Here is an 18,903-nt window from a genome sequence, read left to right as displayed (position 1 = left end):
CCTTAGAAATAACCTTGACGTTTTTTATCTTCCATCGAGCCTGCACCATCGTGGTCGATGACACGGCCCTGGCGCTCGGAAGTTCGCGTCAGGAGCATTTCCTGGATGATGTCCGTCAGCGTCTCGGCTTCGGACTCCACCGCGCCCGTCAACGGGTAGCAGCCAAGGGTACGGAAACGGACTTTCTTTTTGACGATGCGGGCTTTGTCCTCGTCGGACAGGTGCTCGAGGATGCGCTCGTCGTCGATCATGATCAGCGTGCCGTTCTTCTCGATCACTTCACGTTCGGCGGCGAAGTACAGCGGCACGATGGGAATGCCTTCCAGATAGATGTACTGCCAGATATCCAGCTCGGTCCAGTTGGACAGCGGGAACACGCGGATCGACTCGCCCTTGTTGACGTTGCCGTTGTAGACGTTCCACAGCTCCGGGCGCTGGTTTTTCGGGTCCCAGCGGTGCTTGCTGTCGCGGAACGAGTACACGCGCTCTTTGGCGCGGGATTTCTCTTCATCGCGACGGGCGCCGCCGAAGGCTGCGTCGAAACCATGCTGGTCCAAGGCTTGTTTCAGGCCTTCGGTCTTCATGATGTCGGTGTGCTTGGCGCTGCCGTGGGTGAACGGGTTGATGCCCTGCGCCACACCGTCCGGGTTGACGTGAGTGATCAGCTCCAGGCCCAGTTCCTCGACCATGCGGTCGCGAAACTTGTACATTTCCTGGAATTTCCACTGGGTGTCCACATGCATCACCGGAAACGGCAGCTTGCCCGGGAAGAATGCCTTGCGCGCCAGATGCAGCATCACGGCGGAGTCTTTGCCGATGGAGTAGAGCATCACGGGGTTGTCGAACTCGGCGGCAACCTCACGGATGATGTGGATGCTCTCCGCCTCCAGCTGTTTCAGATGCGTCAGTTTGTCGACCATGGCTACTCACGGAAAAACGATCTTATGGACGGCCTGCGGGCCGTGTTCGAGCGAGGCATGCTAGCACAGCACCTACTTCTAATCAGGGAGCTGGCTAGATCGAAACGGTATATGGATATACCGCTCGGTTTGCCTGCAATGAAGGGCCTGTGGGGAGGCTCAGATCGGGTTGGGGCAGTCGATAAACAGGTGCTCGAGGGCAAAGCGCCGGGCCAGGTAATCGCCCAGGGCCTGCACGCCATAACGCTCGGTGGCATGATGGCCGGCGGCGATAAAGCTGATGTCGTTTTCCCGGGCACTGTGGAAGGTCTGTTCCGAAGCTTCGCCGCTGAGGTACAAATCCACCCCGGCCAGCACGGCCTGGTCGATGTAGCCCTGGCCGCCGCCGGTGCACCAGCCCACGCGGCGGATCATCGCGCTGCCTTCGATCAGCAGCGGCTCGCGGCCCATGGCTTCCTGCACACGGCGGGCGAAATCCCGTGCCGACAGGGGCTCGGCCAAGGAGCCGACCAGGCCGACGACCTTGAGGTTGTCCGGGTCCAGCGGGCCTTCGACGGTGATGTCCAACTGGCGGGCCAACTGCACGTTGTTGCCCACGTCCGGGTGCAGGTCCAGCGGCAGGTGGTAGGCCAGGAGGCTGATGTCGTGCTTGAGCAGGGTCTTGAGGCGGCGCTGTTTCATGCCGGTGATGCACGGGCTCTCGCCTTTCCAGAAATAACCGTGATGCACCAGCACCAGGTCGGCCTTGGCCTCCACCGCCGCGTCGAGCAGCGCTTGGCTGGCAGTCACGCCACTGACAATGCGCAACACCTGCGGCCGGCCTTCGACCTGCAGGCCATTGGGGCAGTAATCGGCAATTTTCGCGCTGTTCAAGTAGCGATCCGCTTCTTCAACCAGGGTGCTCAGGGCGACGGCCATAAAAGACTCCTAAATATCCCGTTCAGAGGCGCTCGCGGCCTCGTATAATGCGCGACATTATGGGCGCTCCCGCGCCCCCTGCAACCTGTCAGGACTTACTTGATGCTCAAGGCGCTGCGTTTTTTTGGATGGCCATTGTTGGCCGGCGTGCTGATCGCGATGCTGATTATTCAGCGTTATCCGCAATGGGTCGGCCTGCCAAGCCTGGACGTCAACCTGCAACAGGCACCGCAAACCAGCGCGGTGCAACAAGGCCCGGTGACCTACGCCGATGCGGTGGTGGTCGCTGCGCCCGCAGTGGTCAACCTATACACCACCAAAGTCATCAATAAACCGGCGCACCCGCTGTTTGAAGACCCACAGTTCCGGCGGTTCTTCGGTGACAATTCGCCCAAGCAGCGCCGCATGGAGTCGAGCCTCGGCTCCGGGGTGATCATGAGCCCCGAAGGCTACATCCTGACCAACAACCATGTAAGCACCGGGGCCGACCAGATTGTCGTGGCCCTGCGCGATGGCCGCGAAACCCTGGCGCGGGTGGTGGGCAGCGACCCGGAAACCGACCTTGCGGTCCTGAAGATCGACCTGAAGAACCTGCCCTCCATCACCATCGGCCGCTCCGAAAGCCTGCGGGTCGGTGATGTGGCCTTGGCGATCGGCAACCCGTTCGGCGTCGGCCAGACCGTGACCATGGGCATCATCAGCGCCACCGGGCGTAATCAGTTGGGCCTTAACAGCTACGAAGACTTTATCCAGACCGACGCGGCTATCAACCCGGGCAACTCCGGCGGCGCGCTGGTGGACGCCAATGGCAACCTGACCGGCATCAACACGGCGATTTTTTCCAAGTCCGGCGGCTCCCAGGGCATCGGTTTTGCGATCCCGGTGAAGCTGGCGATGGAAGTGATGAAGTCGATCATCGAGCACGGCCAGGTGATCCGTGGCTGGCTGGGGATTGAAGTGCAACCGCTGACCAAGGAGCTGTCGGAGTCGTTTGGCCTGACCGGGCGCCCAGGCATCGTGATTGCCGGCATCCTGCGCGGCGGCCCGGCGGAGAAAGCCGGGATGCAGGTGGGCGATGTGATCCTCAGCATCGACGGTGAACCGGCGGGCGATGGTCGCCGTTCGATGAACCAGGTGGCGCGGATCAAACCGACGGAAAAGGTCGCGATCCAGGTGATGCGCAACGGCAAAGAGATCAAGCTGCTGGCCGAAGTGGGCCTGCGCCCGCCGCCCGCCCCGGTGAAAGAGCAGGAATAAAGGACGATCCTTAAAGAGATACACTCTCAATAGTCATGTTATATTATTTCAATATTGATATTGGAATGTTAGACCATGACGTCTCGAAAGTTTGCGCCCCTGGCCGGTCTCGCCCTGGGATTGCTGGTGGACCCGGTGTTTGCAGAAGACACCAACACCCTTGAACTGGGCACCACCAGCATCACCGGCGAGGCGTATGAATCCGCTACCGGCCCGGTCACGGGTTACCGTGCGACCCGCTCGGCCAGCGGGACCAAGACCGACACCGCCCTGCGGGATATCCCACAGTCAATCAGCGTGATCCCCACCACAGTGCTCAAGGACCTGGGCAGCAACAACGTCGAGCGCGCCCTGGAGTTTGCCGGCGGGGTGTCCAAGCAGAACAACTTCGGTGGCCTGACCCTTTACGAATACAGTATTCGCGGCTTCACCACCTCGGCGTTCTACCAGGATGGTTTCAGCGCCAACCGTGGCTACCCGAGCACGCCGGACACGGCCAATATCGAACGTATCGAAGTGCTCAAGGGCCCCGCCGCCAGCCTCTATGGCCGTGGCGATCCCGGCGGCACCGTGAATATCGTCACCAAAAAGCCCCAAGCCGAAGCCTTTACCACCCTGCAGACCAGCGCCGGCAGTTGGGACCGCTACCGCACCGCCGTCGATATCAACACCCCGCTGGACAGCGAAGGCAATGTGCTGTCGCGGGTCAATCTGGCAGTGGAAGACAACCACAGCTTTCGTGACCACGTGCAGAGCAAGCGGGTGTTTGTCGCCCCATCGTTCAGTTGGCAACTGGACCCGGACACCAGCCTGTTGGTGGAAAGTGAGTTCGTGCGCCACAGCTCAACGTTCGACCGGGGCATCGTCGCGCCGAATGACCGCTGGAGCGGCATGTCCCGCTCGACCTTCCTCGGCGAGCCCAACGACGGCGATATCGACAACCACAACAACCGCCTGCAAGCCACCCTCGAGCATCACTTGAACGATGCCTGGAAGCTGCGCCTGGCCAGCCATTACAAACAAGGCAGCCTCTGGGGCCACGCCTCGGAAAGCCGCCCGCTGAATGCCGATGGGCATACCGTCAACCGCCGTTACCGCGAACGCTCCACGGGTTGGCACGACAGCATCACCCAGTTGGAGCTGCGCGGTCTGTTCGATATCGGCAGTTGGCAGCATGAATTGCTGATCGGCACCGAGTACGAGGACTACCGCAAGAAAGAACGGGTGACCGCCATCACCGGCAGCTACCCGATTGATATCTACCAACCGGTCTATGGCCAGCCCAAGCCCAATGGCAAGCCCACGGGCACTGATTTTTTCACCCAGGTGAAAAGCCAGGCGCTGAACCTGCAAGACCAGATCGTATTTACCGACCGCCTGCGCGGCCTGGTGGGCGTGCGCCTGGAGCACGTCGAGCAAAGCTCAGAGGACTTCACCCGCAACGGCGCCAAGAGCCAGAAAACCCACGATGTCATGACCCAGCGGGCCGGCCTGCTGTATCAACTGACCCCGCAGGTGGGGCTGTTTGCCAACGCCAGTACCTCGTTCAAGCCGCAAAGTGACCTGGACGCAGCCGGTAAATTCCTCGAGCCCGAAGAAGGTGTTGGTTATGAAGTCGGTATCAAGACAGAGCTGTTCGACGACCGCCTGAGCGCCACCGTCGCCGCCTTCCATATCAATAAAGAAAACACCCTGGCCACCGACCCGGCCACCGACCTCAAGCGCGCCATTGGCAAGGCCCGCAGCCAGGGGGTTGACCTGCAACTGAGCGGGCAATTGACTGACGCTGTGCGGGTGATTGGTGCCCTGGCCTACATCGATGCGCAAGTGACCAAGGGTGACAAAGAAATCCCCACCGGCAGCCGCGTCCCTGGCGTGGCCAAGCGCAGTGGCAGCCTGTTGGGCGTGTATGAGTTCCAGGATGGCGCCCTGCGGGGCTCGGATCTGGGCGCGGCCTTTACCTACGTCGGCGACCGCTCGGGCGAGGCCGGTAAAAGCTTCGAGTTGCCGGCCTACCACACGGTCGACCTGCTGGCCCATTACAAGGCCAGCGACAACCTCACCGTGGGCCTGAACCTCAACAACCTGTTCGATGAAAAGTACTACGAGCGCTCCTACAGCAACTACTGGGTAACCCCCGGAGAGCCGCGCAACTTCACCGTCAGCCTGACCCTCAATCTGTAAAAGGACCTCACCATGCAAGCGCTCAAATCATTGGCCGTGCTCGGCCTGCTGTTCGCCACCCAGGTATCGGCCCACGGTCTGTGGACCGAGCAACGCCGGGGGCATATCGAGGTGGTCTATGGCCACGGTGCCGAAGACGAAGCCTTCAAGGCCAGGAAAGTCAGCGGCGCCTGGGCCTATGACGCCAGTGGCCGGATGATCCCGGTGACCGTACAACGCCTGGACGACCAGGCGCGCCTGCAACCGCTCAAATCTCCTGCGGTGCTGGCCGTGGCGTTTGATAACGGCCTGTGGACGCAAACCCCAGACAAGAAATGGGTGAACAAGGGCCACAGCCAGGTGCCGGGCGCCGTCGAAACGACCCAGGCCCTGAAGTACAGCCTGGCGATCTATCAGGCCGGGGCAAAACTGCCCAAGCTGGATCAGTTGAGGATGGTGATCGTGCCCGAAGTCGACCCGCTGACCGTCGGCCCAGGCCAATCGCTGCCTGTACGGGTGCTGATCGACGGCAAGCCCGCCGCCGGAATCAAGTTGATTGGCGACTACCGCAGCGCGCCGAACACCTTGAGTACCGAGACCGACAAGGATGGCCGGGCCCAGGTACTGGTGCGCAATGAAGCGCTGAATGTGATTGCGGCGCAGGCACAAGTGCCGGTCAAAGATAACGGCGAGGTCCACATCCGCGCGCTGTTCAGCTCACTGACCTTTCTTGGCCAGCCCCATCACGAGTAAAGCCCGCTGAAGCCATGTGGGAACTGGCTTGTATGGGAGCCAGCTCCCACACAAGCCGCCACATTAGAGGCTGACGGGCGCTCTTTCGCACAAGGTGTTAAGTGCCGCCGCCCACTGCGGATCATCATTGAGGCACGGCACCAGCACTAACTCCTCGCCCCCGGCTTCGCGGAACTGTTCCAGGCCGCGATCACCGATCTCCTCCAGGGTCTCGATGCAATCGGCGACAAACGCCGGGCACATCACCAGCAACTTCTTCACCCCCTGCTGAGCCAGGGCCTCCAGGCGGGCCTCGGTGTAGGGTTCGATCCACTTCGCCCGGCCCAGGCGCGACTGGAACGCTACCGACCATTTACCCTCAGGCAGGCCCATGCGCGCGGCAAAGTCGCGGGCGACGCTGAAGCATTGCCCGCGATAACAGGTGGTACGCACCTCAGGCGACGCATCGGCGCAACAGTCGCCCGCACCGTCCAGGGAATGCCCGGGGTTGAGTTTATTCAGATGCCGTTCCGGCAGGCCGTGGAAGCTGAACAGCAGGTGATCGTAATCCTGCTGCAAATGCGGCCTGGCACTGGCCACCAGAGCATCGAGGTATTCCGGCTGGTCGTAGAACGGTTGCAGGATCGAGAACTGCAGGTCGAGTTTCTTCTCGCGCACCACCCGCCGCGCTTCTTCGATCACCGTGGTCACGGTGCTGTCGGCAAACTGTGGATACAACGGCGCCAGCGTGACCTTATGAATGCCCTGGCCGGCCAGGCGGGTCAGCACGCTTTCAATCGACGGTTCGCCATAACGCATCGCCAGTTCCACCGGGCCATGGGTCCATTGGCTGGTCATCTGCTGCTGCAGGCGGCGACTGAGGACCACCAGCGGCGAGCCTTCGTCCCACCAGATCGAGGCGTAGGCGTGGGCCGACTGCTCGGGACGCTTGATCAGGATCAGCGACACCAGCAAGCGCCGCACCGGCCACGGCAGGTCGATCACATATGGGTCCATCAAGAACTGATTGAGGTAGCTGCGCACATCGGCCACCGAAGTGGACGCCGGCGAGCCCAGGTTGACCAGTAACAACGCGTGATCCGTCATGCAACATCCTATCTCTAGAGGCGGCTGGACAAGTCGTCCAGGGCCGCGTGCAACTCAGTGAACTGAAAAGTGAAACCGGCGGCCAACAACCGCTCGGGTAGCGCCTTCTGCCCGCCCAGCAACAGGCCGGACAACTCGCCCAAACCCACCCGCAAGGCAAACGCCGGCATCGGCATAAACGCCGGGCGGTGCAGCACCTGGCCCAGGGTCTTGGCAAACTCGCGGTTACGCACCGGCTGGGGCGCGCAGGCATTATAAGGACCGCTGGCGTCAGGTTTGTGTAGAAGAAAATCAATCAGGGCGATTTGATCCTTGATATGCACCCACGGCATCCACTGCCGACCGTTACCGATAGGCCCGCCCAGCGCCAGTTTAAAGGGCAGTAACAACCGCGACAAAAAGCCGCCCTCGGCCGCTAGCACCAGGCCAGTACGCACCAGCACCACCCGCAGGCCGAAGGCCTCGGCGCGCTGGGCGGTTTCTTCCCAGGCAATGCACAACTGGCTGGGAAAATCGTCCAGCACCGGGCCGCTGGCTTCGGTCAGCTCGCGCTCACCGCCATCGCCATACCAACCCACCGCCGACCCGGAAATCAACACCGCAGGTTTCACCGCCAGGCCTTCAAGCCAGGCCAGCAAGGTTTCCGTCAGGCTGATCCGACTGCTCCACAGCAATGCCTTGCGTTTATGGGTCCAGAGCCGGTCGGCGATCGGCGCGCCGGCCAGGTTGATAACAGCATCCACCGGCTGCGTTACATCCTGCAAACGGGCAACGCCCTTCACCTGCGCACCGCACAGGGTGGCGACCTGCGCGGGATTGCGGCTCCATACCGTCAACTGATGCCCCTGGGCGCTCCAGTACTGGCAAAGCTGGCGGCCGATCAGACCGGTACCGCCGGTCAGCAAAATATGCATGAGATCTTCCTCCTGTAACGTTGGCCGGGCATCGCTGGTCTATTTTATAAGCAGGGATCTTTTTAATCGGGCGCGACCTACGTTTAACCATAGGCCACGCCACACGTTAAGGCATGCCGAAACTTATACCAAAAAACAATATTGTACAGCTATTGGTGTCGGCGTAGTCTGTACCCAAAGGTAAAACGAGGCCTCCCATGACTGTTCCCATCGCGATCATCGGTACCGGCATCGCCGGACTTTCTGCCGCCCGAGCGTTAAAAGATGCCGGGCACGCTGTACAACTCTTCGATAAAAGCCGCGGCAGTGGCGGGCGCATGTCCAGCAAGCGCAGCGAGGCCGGCACACTGGACCTCGGCGCACAGTACTTCACCGCCCGCGACCGACGCTTCGTCGATGAAGTGCAACGCTGGCAAGCCAATGGCTGGGTTGCCGAGTGGGAACCGCAACTCTACAACTGCCAATCCGGCCAACTGAGCCCTTCTCCCGATGAGCAGACCCGCTGGGTCGGCACCCCGCGCATGAGCGCCATCACCCGCGCACTGCTGGACGACCTGCCGGTGGAGTTCGGCTGCCGTATCACCGAAGTGTTCCAGGGCCAGCAACACTGGAACCTGCTGGACGCCGACGGTGGCAACCATGGCCCCTTCAGCCACGTAATCATTGCCACCCCGGCGCACCAGGCCACGGCCCTGCTGGCCGCGGCGCCGAAACTGGCGAGCACGGCAGCCGGGGTGAAAATGGACCCGACCTGGGCCATTGCCCTGGCCTTCGACACGCCGCTGGATACGCCGATGGAAGGCTGCTTCGTACAAGACAGCCCCCTCGACTGGCTGGCCCGCAACCGCAGCAAACCAGGGCGGGACGCCACGCCAGATACCTGGATCCTGCACGCCACCAGTGCCTGGAGCAAACAGCACCTGGACCTGCCCAAGGAAGCCATCATCGAATTGCTGCACGGCGCCTTTGCCGAACTGCTGCATTGCAGCATGCCGGCGCCCTCCTTCAGCCTCGCCCACCGCTGGTTGTACGCCCGTCCGGCGGGCAGCCATGAATGGGGAGTACTGGCGGATGCCGACCTGGGCCTGTACGTGTGTGGCGACTGGTGCCTGTCAGGCAGGGTCGAAGGCGCGTGGCTCAGCGGCCAGGAAGCCGCGCGGCGCTTGCTCGGACACCTGCAATGAACCGCATCAATCCAACAAAACTGCTGCTCTCCAAATGGACAGCAACCCACCCGCGAAACAAGGAAAAACATTTCCTGGTCACCGAGTTGTTTCGCGATGAAGAAGACAACGTACTGGAGATTGAACTGCAAGCCGTCTTGACCCGGCGCGGAGAACGCCTGACCTGGCAGAGCCTGCAAGATGCCGAGCGCTGGAAAATGGGCTGGCAATAACCTCATCAAAAAACTTGTACAAACTATTTGACTTGTACAGTGCAAAACCTATGATGAGATTAGTTGTACAGAAAACATTAACTGTACAGGAATCTTGTCGAGGCTTTGCCATGTCCTGCAACGTGTCCGTCACCGGCAAACCAAAAATCGCCATCAGCGCCTGCCTGCTCGGCGAAAACGTGCGCTTCAACGGCGGGCACAAACAATCCCCCCTGTGCAGCCAGACACTCAGTGACTATTTCGACTTCGTGCCACTGTGCCCCGAAGTCGCTATTGGCCTGGGCATCCCCCGTGAGCCGATTCGCCTGGTGGGCGACCCACTCCAGCCGCAAGCCGTGGGCACGGTCCACCGCGAACTGAATGTGACCGGCGCACTGGATGAGTACGGCCAGCGCATGGCCGCCGAACATACGGACCTGTGCGGCTATATCTTCATGCAGAAATCACCGTCCTGCGGCCTGGAACGGGTCAAGGTCTACCGCGACAACGGCACCCCGGCCGAGGGCGGCGGGCGCGGCATCTATGCCCAGGCATTCTGCGCACGCCATCCCAACCTGCCGGTGGAGGAAGATGGCCGCCTGCACGACCCGGTGCTGCGGGAAAATTTCCTGACCCGGGTCTTTGTCTATGCCACATGGCAACAATTGCTCGCGCAGGGTCTGACCCGTCACCAGCTGCTGGCCTTCCACTCGCGCTATAAATACCTGCTGATGGCCCATAGTCCGGCCCACTACAAAAGCCTGGGCAACCTGCTGGGCAGCATGAGCAAGGACTGTGACCTGCCAGTGCTGGCCGCCGAGTATTTCAGCGAGCTGATGACGGCCCTGAAAAAGTGCGCCACCCGTGGCACCCATTCCAATGTATTGCAGCACATCAGCGGTTACCTCAAGCAGGCCCTGAGCGCCGCAGACAAACAGGAAATGCAGGCGCTGATCAGCCAATACCGGCAAGGCATCGTGCCGCTGGTCGTGCCGCTGACCTTGCTCAAGCATCACTTTCGCCAACACCCGGACCGCTACATCGCGCAGCAGGCCTACCTGCAACCGCATCCGGAAAATCTCAGCCTGCGTAATGCGATCTAACCCATGAATGTTTCCCCGCAACCCCCTGCCCAACCCGTCGAAGATGTGGCCCTGGCCCTGGAACAAGGCTGGCTGCCGATTCGCGAAGTGGCCCGCCAGACCGGGGTCAACGCGGTGACCCTGCGCGCCTGGGAACGGCGTTACGGCCTGATCGTGCCGCAGCGTACGCCCAAGGGCCATCGGCTGTTCAACGCCGACCATGTGCAGCGTATCCAGACTATCCTGACGTGGCTCAACCGAGGCGTACCGGTAAGCCAGGTCAAGCAGTTGATCGACAACGCCCAGCCGGTGGACGACAGCGTCGAAAACGAATGGCAGAACCTGCGCCAGACCTTGATCCAGGCCATCGGTCAACTGGCCGAGCGCCGGGTCGACGACGTGTTCAACCAGGCCATGGCCCTTTACCCGCCGCGTACCCTGTGCGAGCAACTGCTGTTGCCACTGCTCAAGGAGCTGGAGCAGCGCTGGCAAGGCCAGTTCGGCGCGCAGACGGAGCGGGTGTTTTTCCATTCCTGGCTGCGCAGCAAGTTCGGCGCACGGATGTATCACAACAACCGCCAGCTCAACGGCCCGCCATTGTTGCTGATCAACCATTCCGACCTGCCGCTCGAACCGCACCTGTGGCTGAGCGCCTGGCTGGCCAGCAGCGCCGATTGCCCGGTGGAAGTTTTCGACTGGCCGTTGCCTACCGGCGAACTGGCCCTGGCCGTCGAGCACCTGCAACCGCGCGCCGTGCTGCTGTACTCGAGCAAGGCCCTCCATTTAGCGACCTTGCCGAAACTGCTGAGCGGCACCCACTGCCCGATCCTGATCGCCGGACCAACGGTGTGCATCCATCAAGCCGAGTTATCCGTATTAACTCAGGACACCCCTCAATTGGTGCTGGCCGAAGACCCCTTGTCGGCCCATCAGCTCCTGATCCAGCGTGGGCTTCTCTAATGCATCTGATCTGGCTGCGCAGCGACCTGCGCCTGCATGACAACACCGCCCTCGCTGCCGCCTGCCAGCGCGGCCCGACAGCGGCGGTGTACCTGATTACCGCCGATCAGTGGCTGGCCCATGACGATGCGCCGTGCAAGGTGGACTTCTGGCTGCGCAACCTCAAGGCCCTGAGCCTGGCCCTGGGAGAGCTGAATATTCCCCTGCTGATCCGCCATGCCGACACTTGGGACCAGGTGCCACAGGTACTGGTGCAGGTGTGCCAGGCCCTGTCAGTCGAGAGCGTGCACACCAACGAAGAATACGGGATCCACGAAAGCCGGCGCGATGCCGCCGTGGCCCAGGCTCTGGAAGCACACGGGGTAGGGTTTCACAGCTATCTGGACCAACTGCTGTTCCAGCCTGGCAGCGTATTGACCAAGACCGGCACTTACTTCCAGGTGTTCAGCCAGTTTCGCAAGGTCTGTTACAACCGCCTGCACAGTGCCCTGCCGCGCCGGGTGGCGACGCCCAAGGCGCAGGCCGCGCTGCCGTTCGCCAGTGATGCAGTTCCCGAGCAGGTCAAGGGATTTGCCCCGCCCAGCGACACCCTGCGCGCCCTTTGGCCGGCCGGTGAAGATGAGGCGCAGCGACGCCTTGCCCAGTTTGCCGACGCACAAATCAGCTATTACAAGGATGAACGCGACTTCCCGGCCAAGCCCGGCACCAGCCAACTGTCTGCGTACCTCGCCGCCGGCGTGATTTCGCCACGCCAGTGCCTGCATGCGGCGCTGCAAAGTAACCAGGGTGAATTCGAAAGCGGCGACATCGGCGCAATCACCTGGATCAACGAGTTGCTGTGGCGCGAGTTCTACAAACATATCCTGGTGGGTTACCCACGGGTGTCGCGCCATCGTGCCTTTCGCCCGGAAACCGAAGCTGTGGCCTGGCGCCACGCTCCCGCTGATCTGGCCGCCTGGCAAGAGGCACGCACCGGCCTGCCGATCATTGATGCCGCGATGCGTCAGCTCTTGGAAACCGGCTGGATGCATAACCGCCTGCGCATGGTCGTGGCGATGTTTCTGACCAAGAACCTGCTGATCGACTGGCGCGAAGGCGAGCGCTTTTTTATGCGCCACTTGATCGACGGCGACCTGGCGGCCAATAACGGCGGCTGGCAATGGAGTTCGTCCACCGGCACCGATTCGGCACCGTACTTCCGCATTTTCAGCCCGTTGAGCCAGTCCGAGAAATTCGATGGCGAAGGGCGTTTTATCAAGCAGTGGCTGCCACAACTGGCGGGATTGAACAAAAAGGAAGTGCACAACCCCGACGCTGTCGGCGGGCTGTTTGGCGTGGCCGACTACCCACGGCCCATCGTCGACCTGAAGTCTTCCCGCGAGCGGGCGCTGGCGGCCTTTCGTGCCCTGCCCTCACGCCAGGCGGCAGGGGGTGTGTATGAGTGACTTCCTGCGCCAGTTCGCCGAGTCCTTCGCCACCCTGGACAAACACAACCTGCACCGGCTCGACAGCCTGTACAGCCAGGACATAGCGTTTACCGATCCACTGCACCAGGTCCACGGCATCAGCGCGCTGAAGGCGTACTTTGCCGAGCTTTACAGCAACGTCGACCCATTGCATTTTGACTTCCACGGTTTCGACCACGTGGCCGAAGGCGAAGGTTACCTGCGCTGGACCATGAGCTTTTGCCACCCGCGGTTGGCGGGCGGCCAACAGATTCAGGTGCAAGGCTGCTCTCACCTGTTATGGCACGACAAGGTTTACCGGCACCGCGATTACTTTGATGCCGGAGCGCTGCTTTACGAACACCTGCCGGTACTCGGCCGGTTGATCCGTTGGTTGAAAGGGAGAATGGCATGAGCCTGACATCGCCACGCCGTTATTGGCTGACCGGGGCAAGCAGTGGTATCGGTGCGGCCCTGGCCGAAGAGTTGCTCGGCAGTGGGGCGCAGGTCGCGCTGAGTGCGCGCACCAAGGCGCCGCTGGAGCAACTTGCGCAACGTTACCCCGGGCAAGTGCTGGTGGTCCCCGGCGACTTGACCAACAGCCAGGTGGTCCGGGAAATCGGCGAGCACATCATGCAAACCTGGGGTGCCCTGGACACCGTGATCCTGAATGCCGGTACCTGCGAATATGTGGATGCCAAGCAGTTCGATGCGTCGATTATCGAACACGTGGTGCGCACCAACCTGCTGGCCAGCAGTTATTGCATCGAAGCCGCATTGCCGCTGCTGCGCGCCGGGTCAACCCCGCACCTGGTGGGCGTCGCCAGTGCCGTCACCTACCTGCCGATGCCCCGCGCAGAAGCCTACGGCGCGTCCAAGGCAGGCCTGCGCTATTTGTTCGAATCGCTGCGCATCGACCTGTCTCCCGAAGGCATTGATGTCACGGTGGTCAGCCCCGGCTTCGTCGATACGCCGTTGACCGAACGCAATGATTTCCCGATGCCCTTGAGCTGGCCGGCCGACAAAGCAGCGCGGCATATTTTCGGCAAACTGGAAAAACGCCCACTGGAGATCGCCTTCCCGGCACTGTTTATTGCCACCCTCTGGCCTTTGTCGAAACTGCCGAACCGCGCGCAACTGATCATCGGCAAGCGCATGCTGCGCAGCCCACCGCCACAAAAGGACGACCTGTGAAGATCGCCATTATCGGCAGTGGGATTTCCGGGCTGACCAGCGCCTACCTGCTCAGTCGCCGCCACGACATCACCCTGTTCGAAGCCGCCGACCGGATTGGCGGCCATACCCATACGGTAGACGTGACCGTCGATGACAGACATTACGCGGTGGACACCGGCTTTATTGTGTTCAACGACTGGACCTACCCCAACTTCATCCGTTTGCTGAGGCAGATCGGCGTGCCGTTCAAACCGACCGAAATGAGTTTCTCGGTCTGTGCCCCAGAGGAAAACCTCGAGTACAACGGCAATAACCTCAACAGCCTGTTCGCCCAGCGCAGCAATATCCTGTCCCCCGGCTTCTGGGGGATGTTGCGCGATATCCTGCGCTTCAATCGCCAGGCGCCGCTGGATTTGCAGGAGCAACGCATCAGCGCACAGACGACCCTGGGCGAATACCTGCAGGCGGGCAACTACGGCCCGCGCTTTATCCGGCACTACATCGTGCCCATGGGCGCGGCGATCTGGTCGATGCCCCTGGCGGACATGCTGGGGTTTCCGCTGCAGTTCTTCGTGCGCTTCTTCAAGAACCACGGCCTGCTGTCGGTGAACAATCGGCCGCAGTGGTGTGTGATCGAGGGCGGCTCCAGCCGTTATATCGAGCCCCTGACCGATTCGTTTCGCCAACAGATCCGCCTCAACTGCCCGGTGCAAAAAGTCGAGCGCACACCGGAAGGTGTGGTCATCCACAGTGCCGATGGCCGTGAAATTTTCGACAAGGTTGTCTTCGCCTGCCACAGCGACCAGGCCCTGGCCCTGCTGAACGACCCGAGCCAGGCTGAGCAGCAGATTCTTGGGGCGATAACCTACGCCGACAACGACGTGGCCCTGCACACCGACACCCGCTTGCTGCCCGATCGCCCACTGGCCTGGGCCAGCTGGAACTATCGACTGGACGCCAGTATGCACAAGCCAGCGGCCGTCACCTACGCCATGAACATCCTGCAAGGCATCGACAGCCCCACCACCTTTTGCGTGAGCCTCAATCAGACAGCAATTATCAACCCGCTGAAAATCCTTGCCCGCTACACCTATGCCCATCCCCAATACAGCCTGGCGGCGGTGGCGGCGCAAGCGCGCTGGGAAGAACTGCATGGCGCCCAGCACACCTATTATTGTGGGGCCTACTGGGCCAACGGCTTTCATGAAGACGGCGTGGTCAGTGCCCTGCGCGTGGCCCAGGCCTTCGGGGAAACCCTGTGAACAGCGCCCTCTACAGTGGCTGGATCGCCCATCGGCGATTTACCGCCAAGGGGCATGCGTTTCGCTATCGCATCGGCCTGCTGTACCTGGACCTCAGCGAACAGGAGCAGGTGCTGGGGCTGTCGCCGTTCGCCGGCCGTGGCCGCTTCGCGCCGTTTTCATTGCGCCAGCAGGACTACCTGCCTGAATTGACCCGCGACGGCACCTGTTTGACTGATGCCGTGCGCCAGGTGGTCAGTACGGCGTTGGGGCATACCCCACAGGGCACTGTCTGCCTGCTGACCCAGGTCCGCAGTTGGGGCCTAGCGTTCAACCCGGTGAGTTTCTTTTACTGCTTCGAGGCTGATGGGCAACTGGCGGCGATTGTCTGTGAAGTGACCAACACCCCATGGCGCGAACGCTATCACTACGTGCTGCCGGCCCGCGCCCTGGCGGGCGGCGAGCACCAGCATTTCGCGGTGGCCAAGGCGTTTCATGTGTCGCCGTTCTTGCCCCGGGACCTGGAATACCGCATGAGCTTCAGCCCACCCGGCCAGCGCCTGGGGGTGCATATGGCCGACTGGCAGGGCGAGACCAAGGTGTTCGACGCCACCTTGAGCCTGCAACGCGAAGCCCTGGACCGCGCCAGCCTGCATCGCTACTTGTGGCGCTTCCCGTGGATGACCGCCAAGACCGGCCTGGCAATTTACTGGCAAGCCCTGCGCTTGCTGCTTAAACGCACACCGATTTTCCCCCATCAGGCCGCCGATGGCGCCTGTGCAACTGGGTATCCCAAGGATCGCCGCCATGAAATCCCCTAGCTTATCGGTCAAATCCAATCGCCTGAACGTCAATGGCCTGACCGGCGCGTTGTTGCGCAAGGCCGTGCTGCGTCAACTCGGCAACCTGCGTCACGGCCAACTGGTGGTGGTCGAGGACGGTGAGCGCCAGGTGTTCGGCGCACGGGAGGCGCACTTGCTGGGGGAAATCCAGATCCTCGACCCGGCGGTGTGGGGCCTGGTAGCCGCCAACGGTTCCATCGGCGCCGGCGAGGCGTTTATTCATGGTTACTGGAGTAGCCCGGACCTGACCGCGGTGGTGCGGGTGATGGTCAGCAACCTTGAGGTACTGGATGCCCTGGAAGGCGGCCTGGCCAAGTTGGCCCGCCCATTCACCCAGGGCCTGCACTGGCTCAACCGCAATACCCGCAAGGGCTCGCAAAAGAACATCGCTGCTCACTACGACCTGGGCAACGACCTGTTCCAGGAGTTTCTCGACCCGACCATGATGTATTCGGCGGCGCAGTTCCTCACCGCCGACGACACCCTGGAACAGGCGCAGCTCAACAAGCTCGAACGCATCTGCCAGAAACTCGCGCTCAAGCCTTCGGACCACCTGCTGGAAATCGGCACCGGCTGGGGCAGCATGGCCCTGTACGCGGCGCAGCAGTATGGCTGCCGGGTCACCACGACCACCTTGTCCAAAGAGCAGTTTGCCTACACCGAACAGCGCATCCAGGCCCTGGGCTTGCAGAATCAGGTGACATTGCTGTTGCAGGACTACCGCGACTTGAGCGGGCAGTACGACAAACTGGTGTCCATTGAAATGATCGAGGCCGTGGGCCATCGTTTCCTGCCCACCTACTTCAAGCAATGCGCGCACTTGCTCAAGAGCGACGGGCTGATGCTGTTGCAGGCCATCACCATCCGCGAACAACGCTATGAACAGGCCAAGAGCAGCGTCGACTTTATCCAGCGCTACATTTTCCCCGGTGGCGCCCTGCCCTGTGTACAGAAGATGTTGCAGATCGTCAGTCGCGACACCGATATGAACCTGCTGCACATGGAAGACTTCGGCCTGCATTACGCGCGAACCCTGCGCTTGTGGCATGAGAATTTTCGCCGTGCCCATGGCCGCCTCACGGAACTGGGCTACGACGAATACTTCCTGCGGTTGTGGGAGTTCTACCTGTGCTACTGCGAAGGTGGTTTTATGGAACGCACCATCGGCACCGCGCAATTGCTCCTGGCCAAACCTGGCGCGGTGACACAACCACTGCTCGGGCGCTTCAATGCTTAAAAACCTGGCCAATGCCGCGCTGTTCCAGTGCGGCTGGTTTGCCTGTGTGATGGGTGGCGACAGCCTGTGGTTATTGCTCGGGCTGGGCGTGCTGGCAATCCACCTGCTGTGGATAACTTCGTGGGCCGTTGAAGGGCGGTTGATCTTGAGCGTGACCGTGCTGGGCACCCTGCTCGACACACTGTTGCGCACGGCCGGTGTATTTGAATTCAGTGATCCAGGCCCGTTGATTCCTCTGTGGTTAATCTTGCTGTGGGCGCTGCTGGCGACTACCTTGCGCCACTGCCTGGCCTGGAGCGCCCGGCCCTGGTGGCGCGCAAGCCTGCTGGGAGCAGTGGGCGGGCCGCTGTCGTACTACGCCGGTAGCCAGTTGGCAGGCGTGAGCTTCGGGTTTGCCACGGCCCCGACCCTGGCGGCCATCGCACTGCTGTGGGCTGTGGTATTTCCTGGCCTGCACCGGCTCGCGCGCTGACGTCCGTCAGAGCTTTCACACGCGCCCGACCGGCTTGCCTTACACTGCGCGCCTATGACCACCATTCCCCACATTCAAATCGCCGAACCCGCCGTGACGTGCTCCACGTGTGCAGCTTGCTGCTGCCAACTGGAAGTCATGTTGATCACCGACACCGGCGTGCCTGATCGCTTTATCGACACGGACGATTGGGGCGGCGAAGTCATGCTGCGCCTGGACGACGGCTGGTGCGCGGCGCTGGATCGCGACACGATGATGTGCACCATCTATGAGAAGCGACCGCTGATTTGCCGGGAGTTCGAGATGGGCGCGCCGGAGTGCCTTGAAGAGCGCCAGGGGATTGCGACGGTCTACCGCTGACCGTGAAAACTGCCGAGCTCAAATGGGGGAGCGGGCTTATGTGGGAGCTGGCTTGCCTGCGATAGCATCACTTCGGTTTGTCTGAAGCACCGAGCCATCTGCATCGCGGGCAAGCCCGGCTTCCACATGGGTTCTGCTGTGCCGGGGAATATCAGAGCGGCAGGGTGTAGTTCAACGAATAGCTCTCGATACCATCGTTGTGACTACTGATGCCTGCGTTGGAATAGTGCGTGGCACGGATCCCCACCTGATGCCCGCCGGCAAAACGCAAGCCGAAGCCCAGGCGGTCTTCGAACTGGAAGGCCCCGCCGATGTTGTTGTCCTCGACCCGAGTGCGTGAGAACAGCGCCACGCCGATCCCCGCTTCGATATAGGGTTTCACCGACTCGCCGGCGAATTCGTACACAAACACCGGCGAAAACGACAGGCTGCTGACACTCGCACGTTCATCACCGTCCCAGAAGGTATAAGCGCCGCTCCAGTAGCCGGTCAGGCGCCCCACATCGCTCTGCCACCAGCTCTTGTCCCAGTCCGATTGCAGGCCCAGACGATAAGTCATGGTCGAATCGCTGGTATGCCCTACCGCAAATTCCAGGCCGGCAGCCTGGGCCGAAACCGAGTGTCCCAACACAGCGGCTGCAATCGCAGCCAAACAGAACAAGCGCTTCATAAGAAACATCCTTTCCAAACGAAGTTGTATGG

The 18,903-nt window shown here is 61.6% G+C and carries 20 protein-coding genes; 15 read left to right on the top strand and 5 right to left on the bottom strand.

Features of this window, described 5'->3' with window-relative positions:
- Positions 1-2: 2 nt before the first annotated feature.
- Complete coding sequence (gene cysD, locus K1X80_RS05520) at positions 3-920, bottom strand: sulfate adenylyltransferase subunit CysD (RefSeq protein WP_057437780.1); 918 nt, start codon at positions 918-920, stop codon at positions 3-5.
- A gap of 159 nt (positions 921-1,079) precedes the next feature.
- On the bottom strand, positions 1,080-1,838 hold the full coding sequence (locus tag K1X80_RS05515) for a Nif3-like dinuclear metal center hexameric protein (protein WP_057958314.1): 759 nt from the start codon (positions 1,836-1,838) through the stop codon (positions 1,080-1,082).
- Between the two features lie 102 nt (positions 1,839-1,940).
- Between K1X80_RS05515 and algW the strand changes: the two genes are divergently transcribed.
- The 3 genes from algW to K1X80_RS05500 all read left to right on the top strand — a co-directional run bounded on the left by algW (position 1,941) and on the right by K1X80_RS05500 (position 6,011).
- On the top strand, positions 1,941-3,095 hold the full coding sequence (gene algW / locus K1X80_RS05510; protein ID WP_057437778.1) for a Do family serine endopeptidase AlgW: 1,155 nt from the start codon (positions 1,941-1,943) through the stop codon (positions 3,093-3,095).
- A gap of 75 nt (positions 3,096-3,170) precedes the next feature.
- Positions 3,171-5,279 carry a TonB-dependent siderophore receptor gene (locus K1X80_RS05505; RefSeq protein WP_128593277.1) on the top strand — a complete coding sequence of 703 codons (2,109 nt, stop codon included), beginning with the start codon at positions 3,171-3,173 and terminating at the stop codon, positions 5,277-5,279.
- A gap of 12 nt (positions 5,280-5,291) precedes the next feature.
- Positions 5,292-6,011: a DUF4198 domain-containing protein gene (locus tag K1X80_RS05500; protein ID WP_057958312.1), complete on the top strand. Its 720-nt coding sequence runs from the start codon at positions 5,292-5,294 to the stop codon at positions 6,009-6,011.
- A 63-nt stretch (positions 6,012-6,074) separates the two neighbouring features.
- Here the strand turns inward: K1X80_RS05500 and hemH are convergent, their stop codons facing one another.
- Both hemH and K1X80_RS05490 read right to left on the bottom strand, forming a co-directional pair.
- Complete coding sequence (gene hemH, locus K1X80_RS05495) at positions 6,075-7,097, bottom strand: ferrochelatase (protein WP_169960581.1); 1,023 nt, start codon at positions 7,095-7,097, stop codon at positions 6,075-6,077.
- Positions 7,098-7,111: 14 nt separating this feature from the next.
- Positions 7,112-8,011 (bottom strand): TIGR01777 family oxidoreductase, encoded by a 900-nt coding sequence (locus tag K1X80_RS05490; protein WP_057437775.1) that lies wholly within the window; start codon positions 8,009-8,011, stop codon positions 7,112-7,114.
- 197 nt (positions 8,012-8,208) lie between these two features.
- On the opposite strand from K1X80_RS05490, the gene K1X80_RS05485 reads away from it, so the two are divergent.
- From K1X80_RS05485 to K1X80_RS05430, 12 genes are all read left to right on the top strand, one after another.
- Complete coding sequence (locus K1X80_RS05485; protein WP_057437773.1) at positions 8,209-9,195, top strand: NAD(P)/FAD-dependent oxidoreductase; 987 nt, start codon at positions 8,209-8,211, stop codon at positions 9,193-9,195.
- Positions 9,192-9,407, top strand: a complete 216-nt coding sequence (locus K1X80_RS05480; protein ID WP_057437771.1) for a TIGR02450 family Trp-rich protein — start codon at positions 9,192-9,194, stop codon at positions 9,405-9,407. The genes K1X80_RS05485 and K1X80_RS05480 overlap by 4 nt, the downstream gene beginning before the upstream one ends.
- Before the next feature lie 122 nt (positions 9,408-9,529).
- Positions 9,530-10,489 carry a DUF523 and DUF1722 domain-containing protein gene (locus K1X80_RS05475; RefSeq protein ID WP_057958357.1) on the top strand — a complete coding sequence of 320 codons (960 nt, stop codon included), beginning with the start codon at positions 9,530-9,532 and terminating at the stop codon, positions 10,487-10,489.
- A 3-nt stretch (positions 10,490-10,492) separates the two neighbouring features.
- On the top strand, positions 10,493-11,428 hold the full coding sequence (locus tag K1X80_RS05470) for a MerR family transcriptional regulator (protein ID WP_057437769.1): 936 nt from the start codon (positions 10,493-10,495) through the stop codon (positions 11,426-11,428).
- Positions 11,428-12,873, top strand: a complete 1,446-nt coding sequence (gene phrB / locus K1X80_RS05465) for a deoxyribodipyrimidine photo-lyase (RefSeq protein WP_057958309.1) — start codon at positions 11,428-11,430, stop codon at positions 12,871-12,873. The genes K1X80_RS05470 and phrB overlap by 1 nt, the downstream gene beginning before the upstream one ends.
- Positions 12,866-13,288, top strand: a complete 423-nt coding sequence (locus K1X80_RS05460; protein WP_057437765.1) for a nuclear transport factor 2 family protein — start codon at positions 12,866-12,868, stop codon at positions 13,286-13,288. Before phrB ends, K1X80_RS05460 begins: the two co-directional genes overlap by 8 nt.
- Positions 13,285-14,067, top strand: a complete 783-nt coding sequence (locus K1X80_RS05455) for an SDR family oxidoreductase (protein WP_057958308.1) — start codon at positions 13,285-13,287, stop codon at positions 14,065-14,067. The genes K1X80_RS05460 and K1X80_RS05455 overlap by 4 nt, the downstream gene beginning before the upstream one ends.
- Positions 14,064-15,311: an NAD(P)/FAD-dependent oxidoreductase gene (locus K1X80_RS05450; protein ID WP_057958307.1), complete on the top strand. Its 1,248-nt coding sequence runs from the start codon at positions 14,064-14,066 to the stop codon at positions 15,309-15,311. Before K1X80_RS05455 ends, K1X80_RS05450 begins: the two co-directional genes overlap by 4 nt.
- Entirely contained in the window at positions 15,308-16,111 is an 804-nt protein-coding gene (locus tag K1X80_RS05445; RefSeq protein WP_057958306.1) for a DUF1365 domain-containing protein, read from the top strand. The genes K1X80_RS05450 and K1X80_RS05445 overlap by 4 nt, the downstream gene beginning before the upstream one ends.
- Positions 16,098-17,369: a cyclopropane-fatty-acyl-phospholipid synthase family protein gene (locus K1X80_RS05440; protein WP_057437758.1), complete on the top strand. Its 1,272-nt coding sequence runs from the start codon at positions 16,098-16,100 to the stop codon at positions 17,367-17,369. Before K1X80_RS05445 ends, K1X80_RS05440 begins: the two co-directional genes overlap by 14 nt.
- Entirely contained in the window at positions 17,362-17,841 is a 480-nt protein-coding gene (locus K1X80_RS05435; RefSeq protein ID WP_057958305.1) for a DUF2878 domain-containing protein, read from the top strand. Before K1X80_RS05440 ends, K1X80_RS05435 begins: the two co-directional genes overlap by 8 nt.
- A 54-nt stretch (positions 17,842-17,895) precedes the next feature.
- Positions 17,896-18,201, top strand: coding sequence for a YkgJ family cysteine cluster protein (locus tag K1X80_RS05430; RefSeq protein WP_057958304.1), 306 nt, complete (start codon positions 17,896-17,898; stop codon positions 18,199-18,201).
- Positions 18,202-18,352: 151 nt separating this feature from the next.
- On the opposite strand, the gene K1X80_RS05425 is transcribed toward K1X80_RS05430, so the two are convergent.
- On the bottom strand, positions 18,353-18,871 hold the full coding sequence (locus tag K1X80_RS05425) for an acyloxyacyl hydrolase (protein WP_170060218.1): 519 nt from the start codon (positions 18,869-18,871) through the stop codon (positions 18,353-18,355).
- Positions 18,872-18,903 lie beyond the last annotated feature (32 nt).

Source organism: Pseudomonas sp. So3.2b, assembly GCF_019464415.1.
GTDB lineage: Bacteria > Pseudomonadota > Gammaproteobacteria > Pseudomonadales > Pseudomonadaceae > Aquipseudomonas > Aquipseudomonas shahriarae.
Note: the sequence above shows the minus strand (reverse complement) of the source record. Positions and strands in the feature narration are given on the sequence as shown.

What these genes read in the sequence shown, in the direction of transcription:
- cysD (WP_057437780.1), bottom strand. Translation starts at nt 920, where the DNA reads ATGGTCGACAAACTGACGCATCTGAAACAGCTGGAGGCGGAGAGCATC.
- K1X80_RS05515 (WP_057958314.1), bottom strand. Translation starts at nt 1,838, where the DNA reads ATGGCCGTCGCCCTGAGCACCCTGGTTGAAGAAGCGGATCGCTACTTG.
- algW (WP_057437778.1), top strand. Translation starts at nt 1,941, where the DNA reads ATGCTCAAGGCGCTGCGTTTTTTTGGATGGCCATTGTTGGCCGGCGTG.
- K1X80_RS05505 (WP_128593277.1), top strand. Translation starts at nt 3,171, where the DNA reads ATGACGTCTCGAAAGTTTGCGCCCCTGGCCGGTCTCGCCCTGGGATTG.
- K1X80_RS05500 (WP_057958312.1), top strand. Translation starts at nt 5,292, where the DNA reads ATGCAAGCGCTCAAATCATTGGCCGTGCTCGGCCTGCTGTTCGCCACC.
- hemH (WP_169960581.1), bottom strand. Translation starts at nt 7,097, where the DNA reads ATGACGGATCACGCGTTGTTACTGGTCAACCTGGGCTCGCCGGCGTCC.
- K1X80_RS05490 (WP_057437775.1), bottom strand. Translation starts at nt 8,011, where the DNA reads ATGCATATTTTGCTGACCGGCGGTACCGGTCTGATCGGCCGCCAGCTT.
- K1X80_RS05485 (WP_057437773.1), top strand. Translation starts at nt 8,209, where the DNA reads ATGACTGTTCCCATCGCGATCATCGGTACCGGCATCGCCGGACTTTCT.
- K1X80_RS05480 (WP_057437771.1), top strand. Translation starts at nt 9,192, where the DNA reads ATGAACCGCATCAATCCAACAAAACTGCTGCTCTCCAAATGGACAGCA.
- K1X80_RS05470 (WP_057437769.1), top strand. Translation starts at nt 10,493, where the DNA reads ATGAATGTTTCCCCGCAACCCCCTGCCCAACCCGTCGAAGATGTGGCC.
- phrB (WP_057958309.1), top strand. Translation starts at nt 11,428, where the DNA reads ATGCATCTGATCTGGCTGCGCAGCGACCTGCGCCTGCATGACAACACC.
- K1X80_RS05460 (WP_057437765.1), top strand. Translation starts at nt 12,866, where the DNA reads ATGAGTGACTTCCTGCGCCAGTTCGCCGAGTCCTTCGCCACCCTGGAC.
- K1X80_RS05455 (WP_057958308.1), top strand. Translation starts at nt 13,285, where the DNA reads ATGAGCCTGACATCGCCACGCCGTTATTGGCTGACCGGGGCAAGCAGT.
- K1X80_RS05440 (WP_057437758.1), top strand. Translation starts at nt 16,098, where the DNA reads ATGAAATCCCCTAGCTTATCGGTCAAATCCAATCGCCTGAACGTCAAT.
- K1X80_RS05435 (WP_057958305.1), top strand. Translation starts at nt 17,362, where the DNA reads ATGCTTAAAAACCTGGCCAATGCCGCGCTGTTCCAGTGCGGCTGGTTT.
- K1X80_RS05430 (WP_057958304.1), top strand. Translation starts at nt 17,896, where the DNA reads ATGACCACCATTCCCCACATTCAAATCGCCGAACCCGCCGTGACGTGC.
- K1X80_RS05425 (WP_170060218.1), bottom strand. Translation starts at nt 18,871, where the DNA reads ATGAAGCGCTTGTTCTGTTTGGCTGCGATTGCAGCCGCTGTGTTGGGA.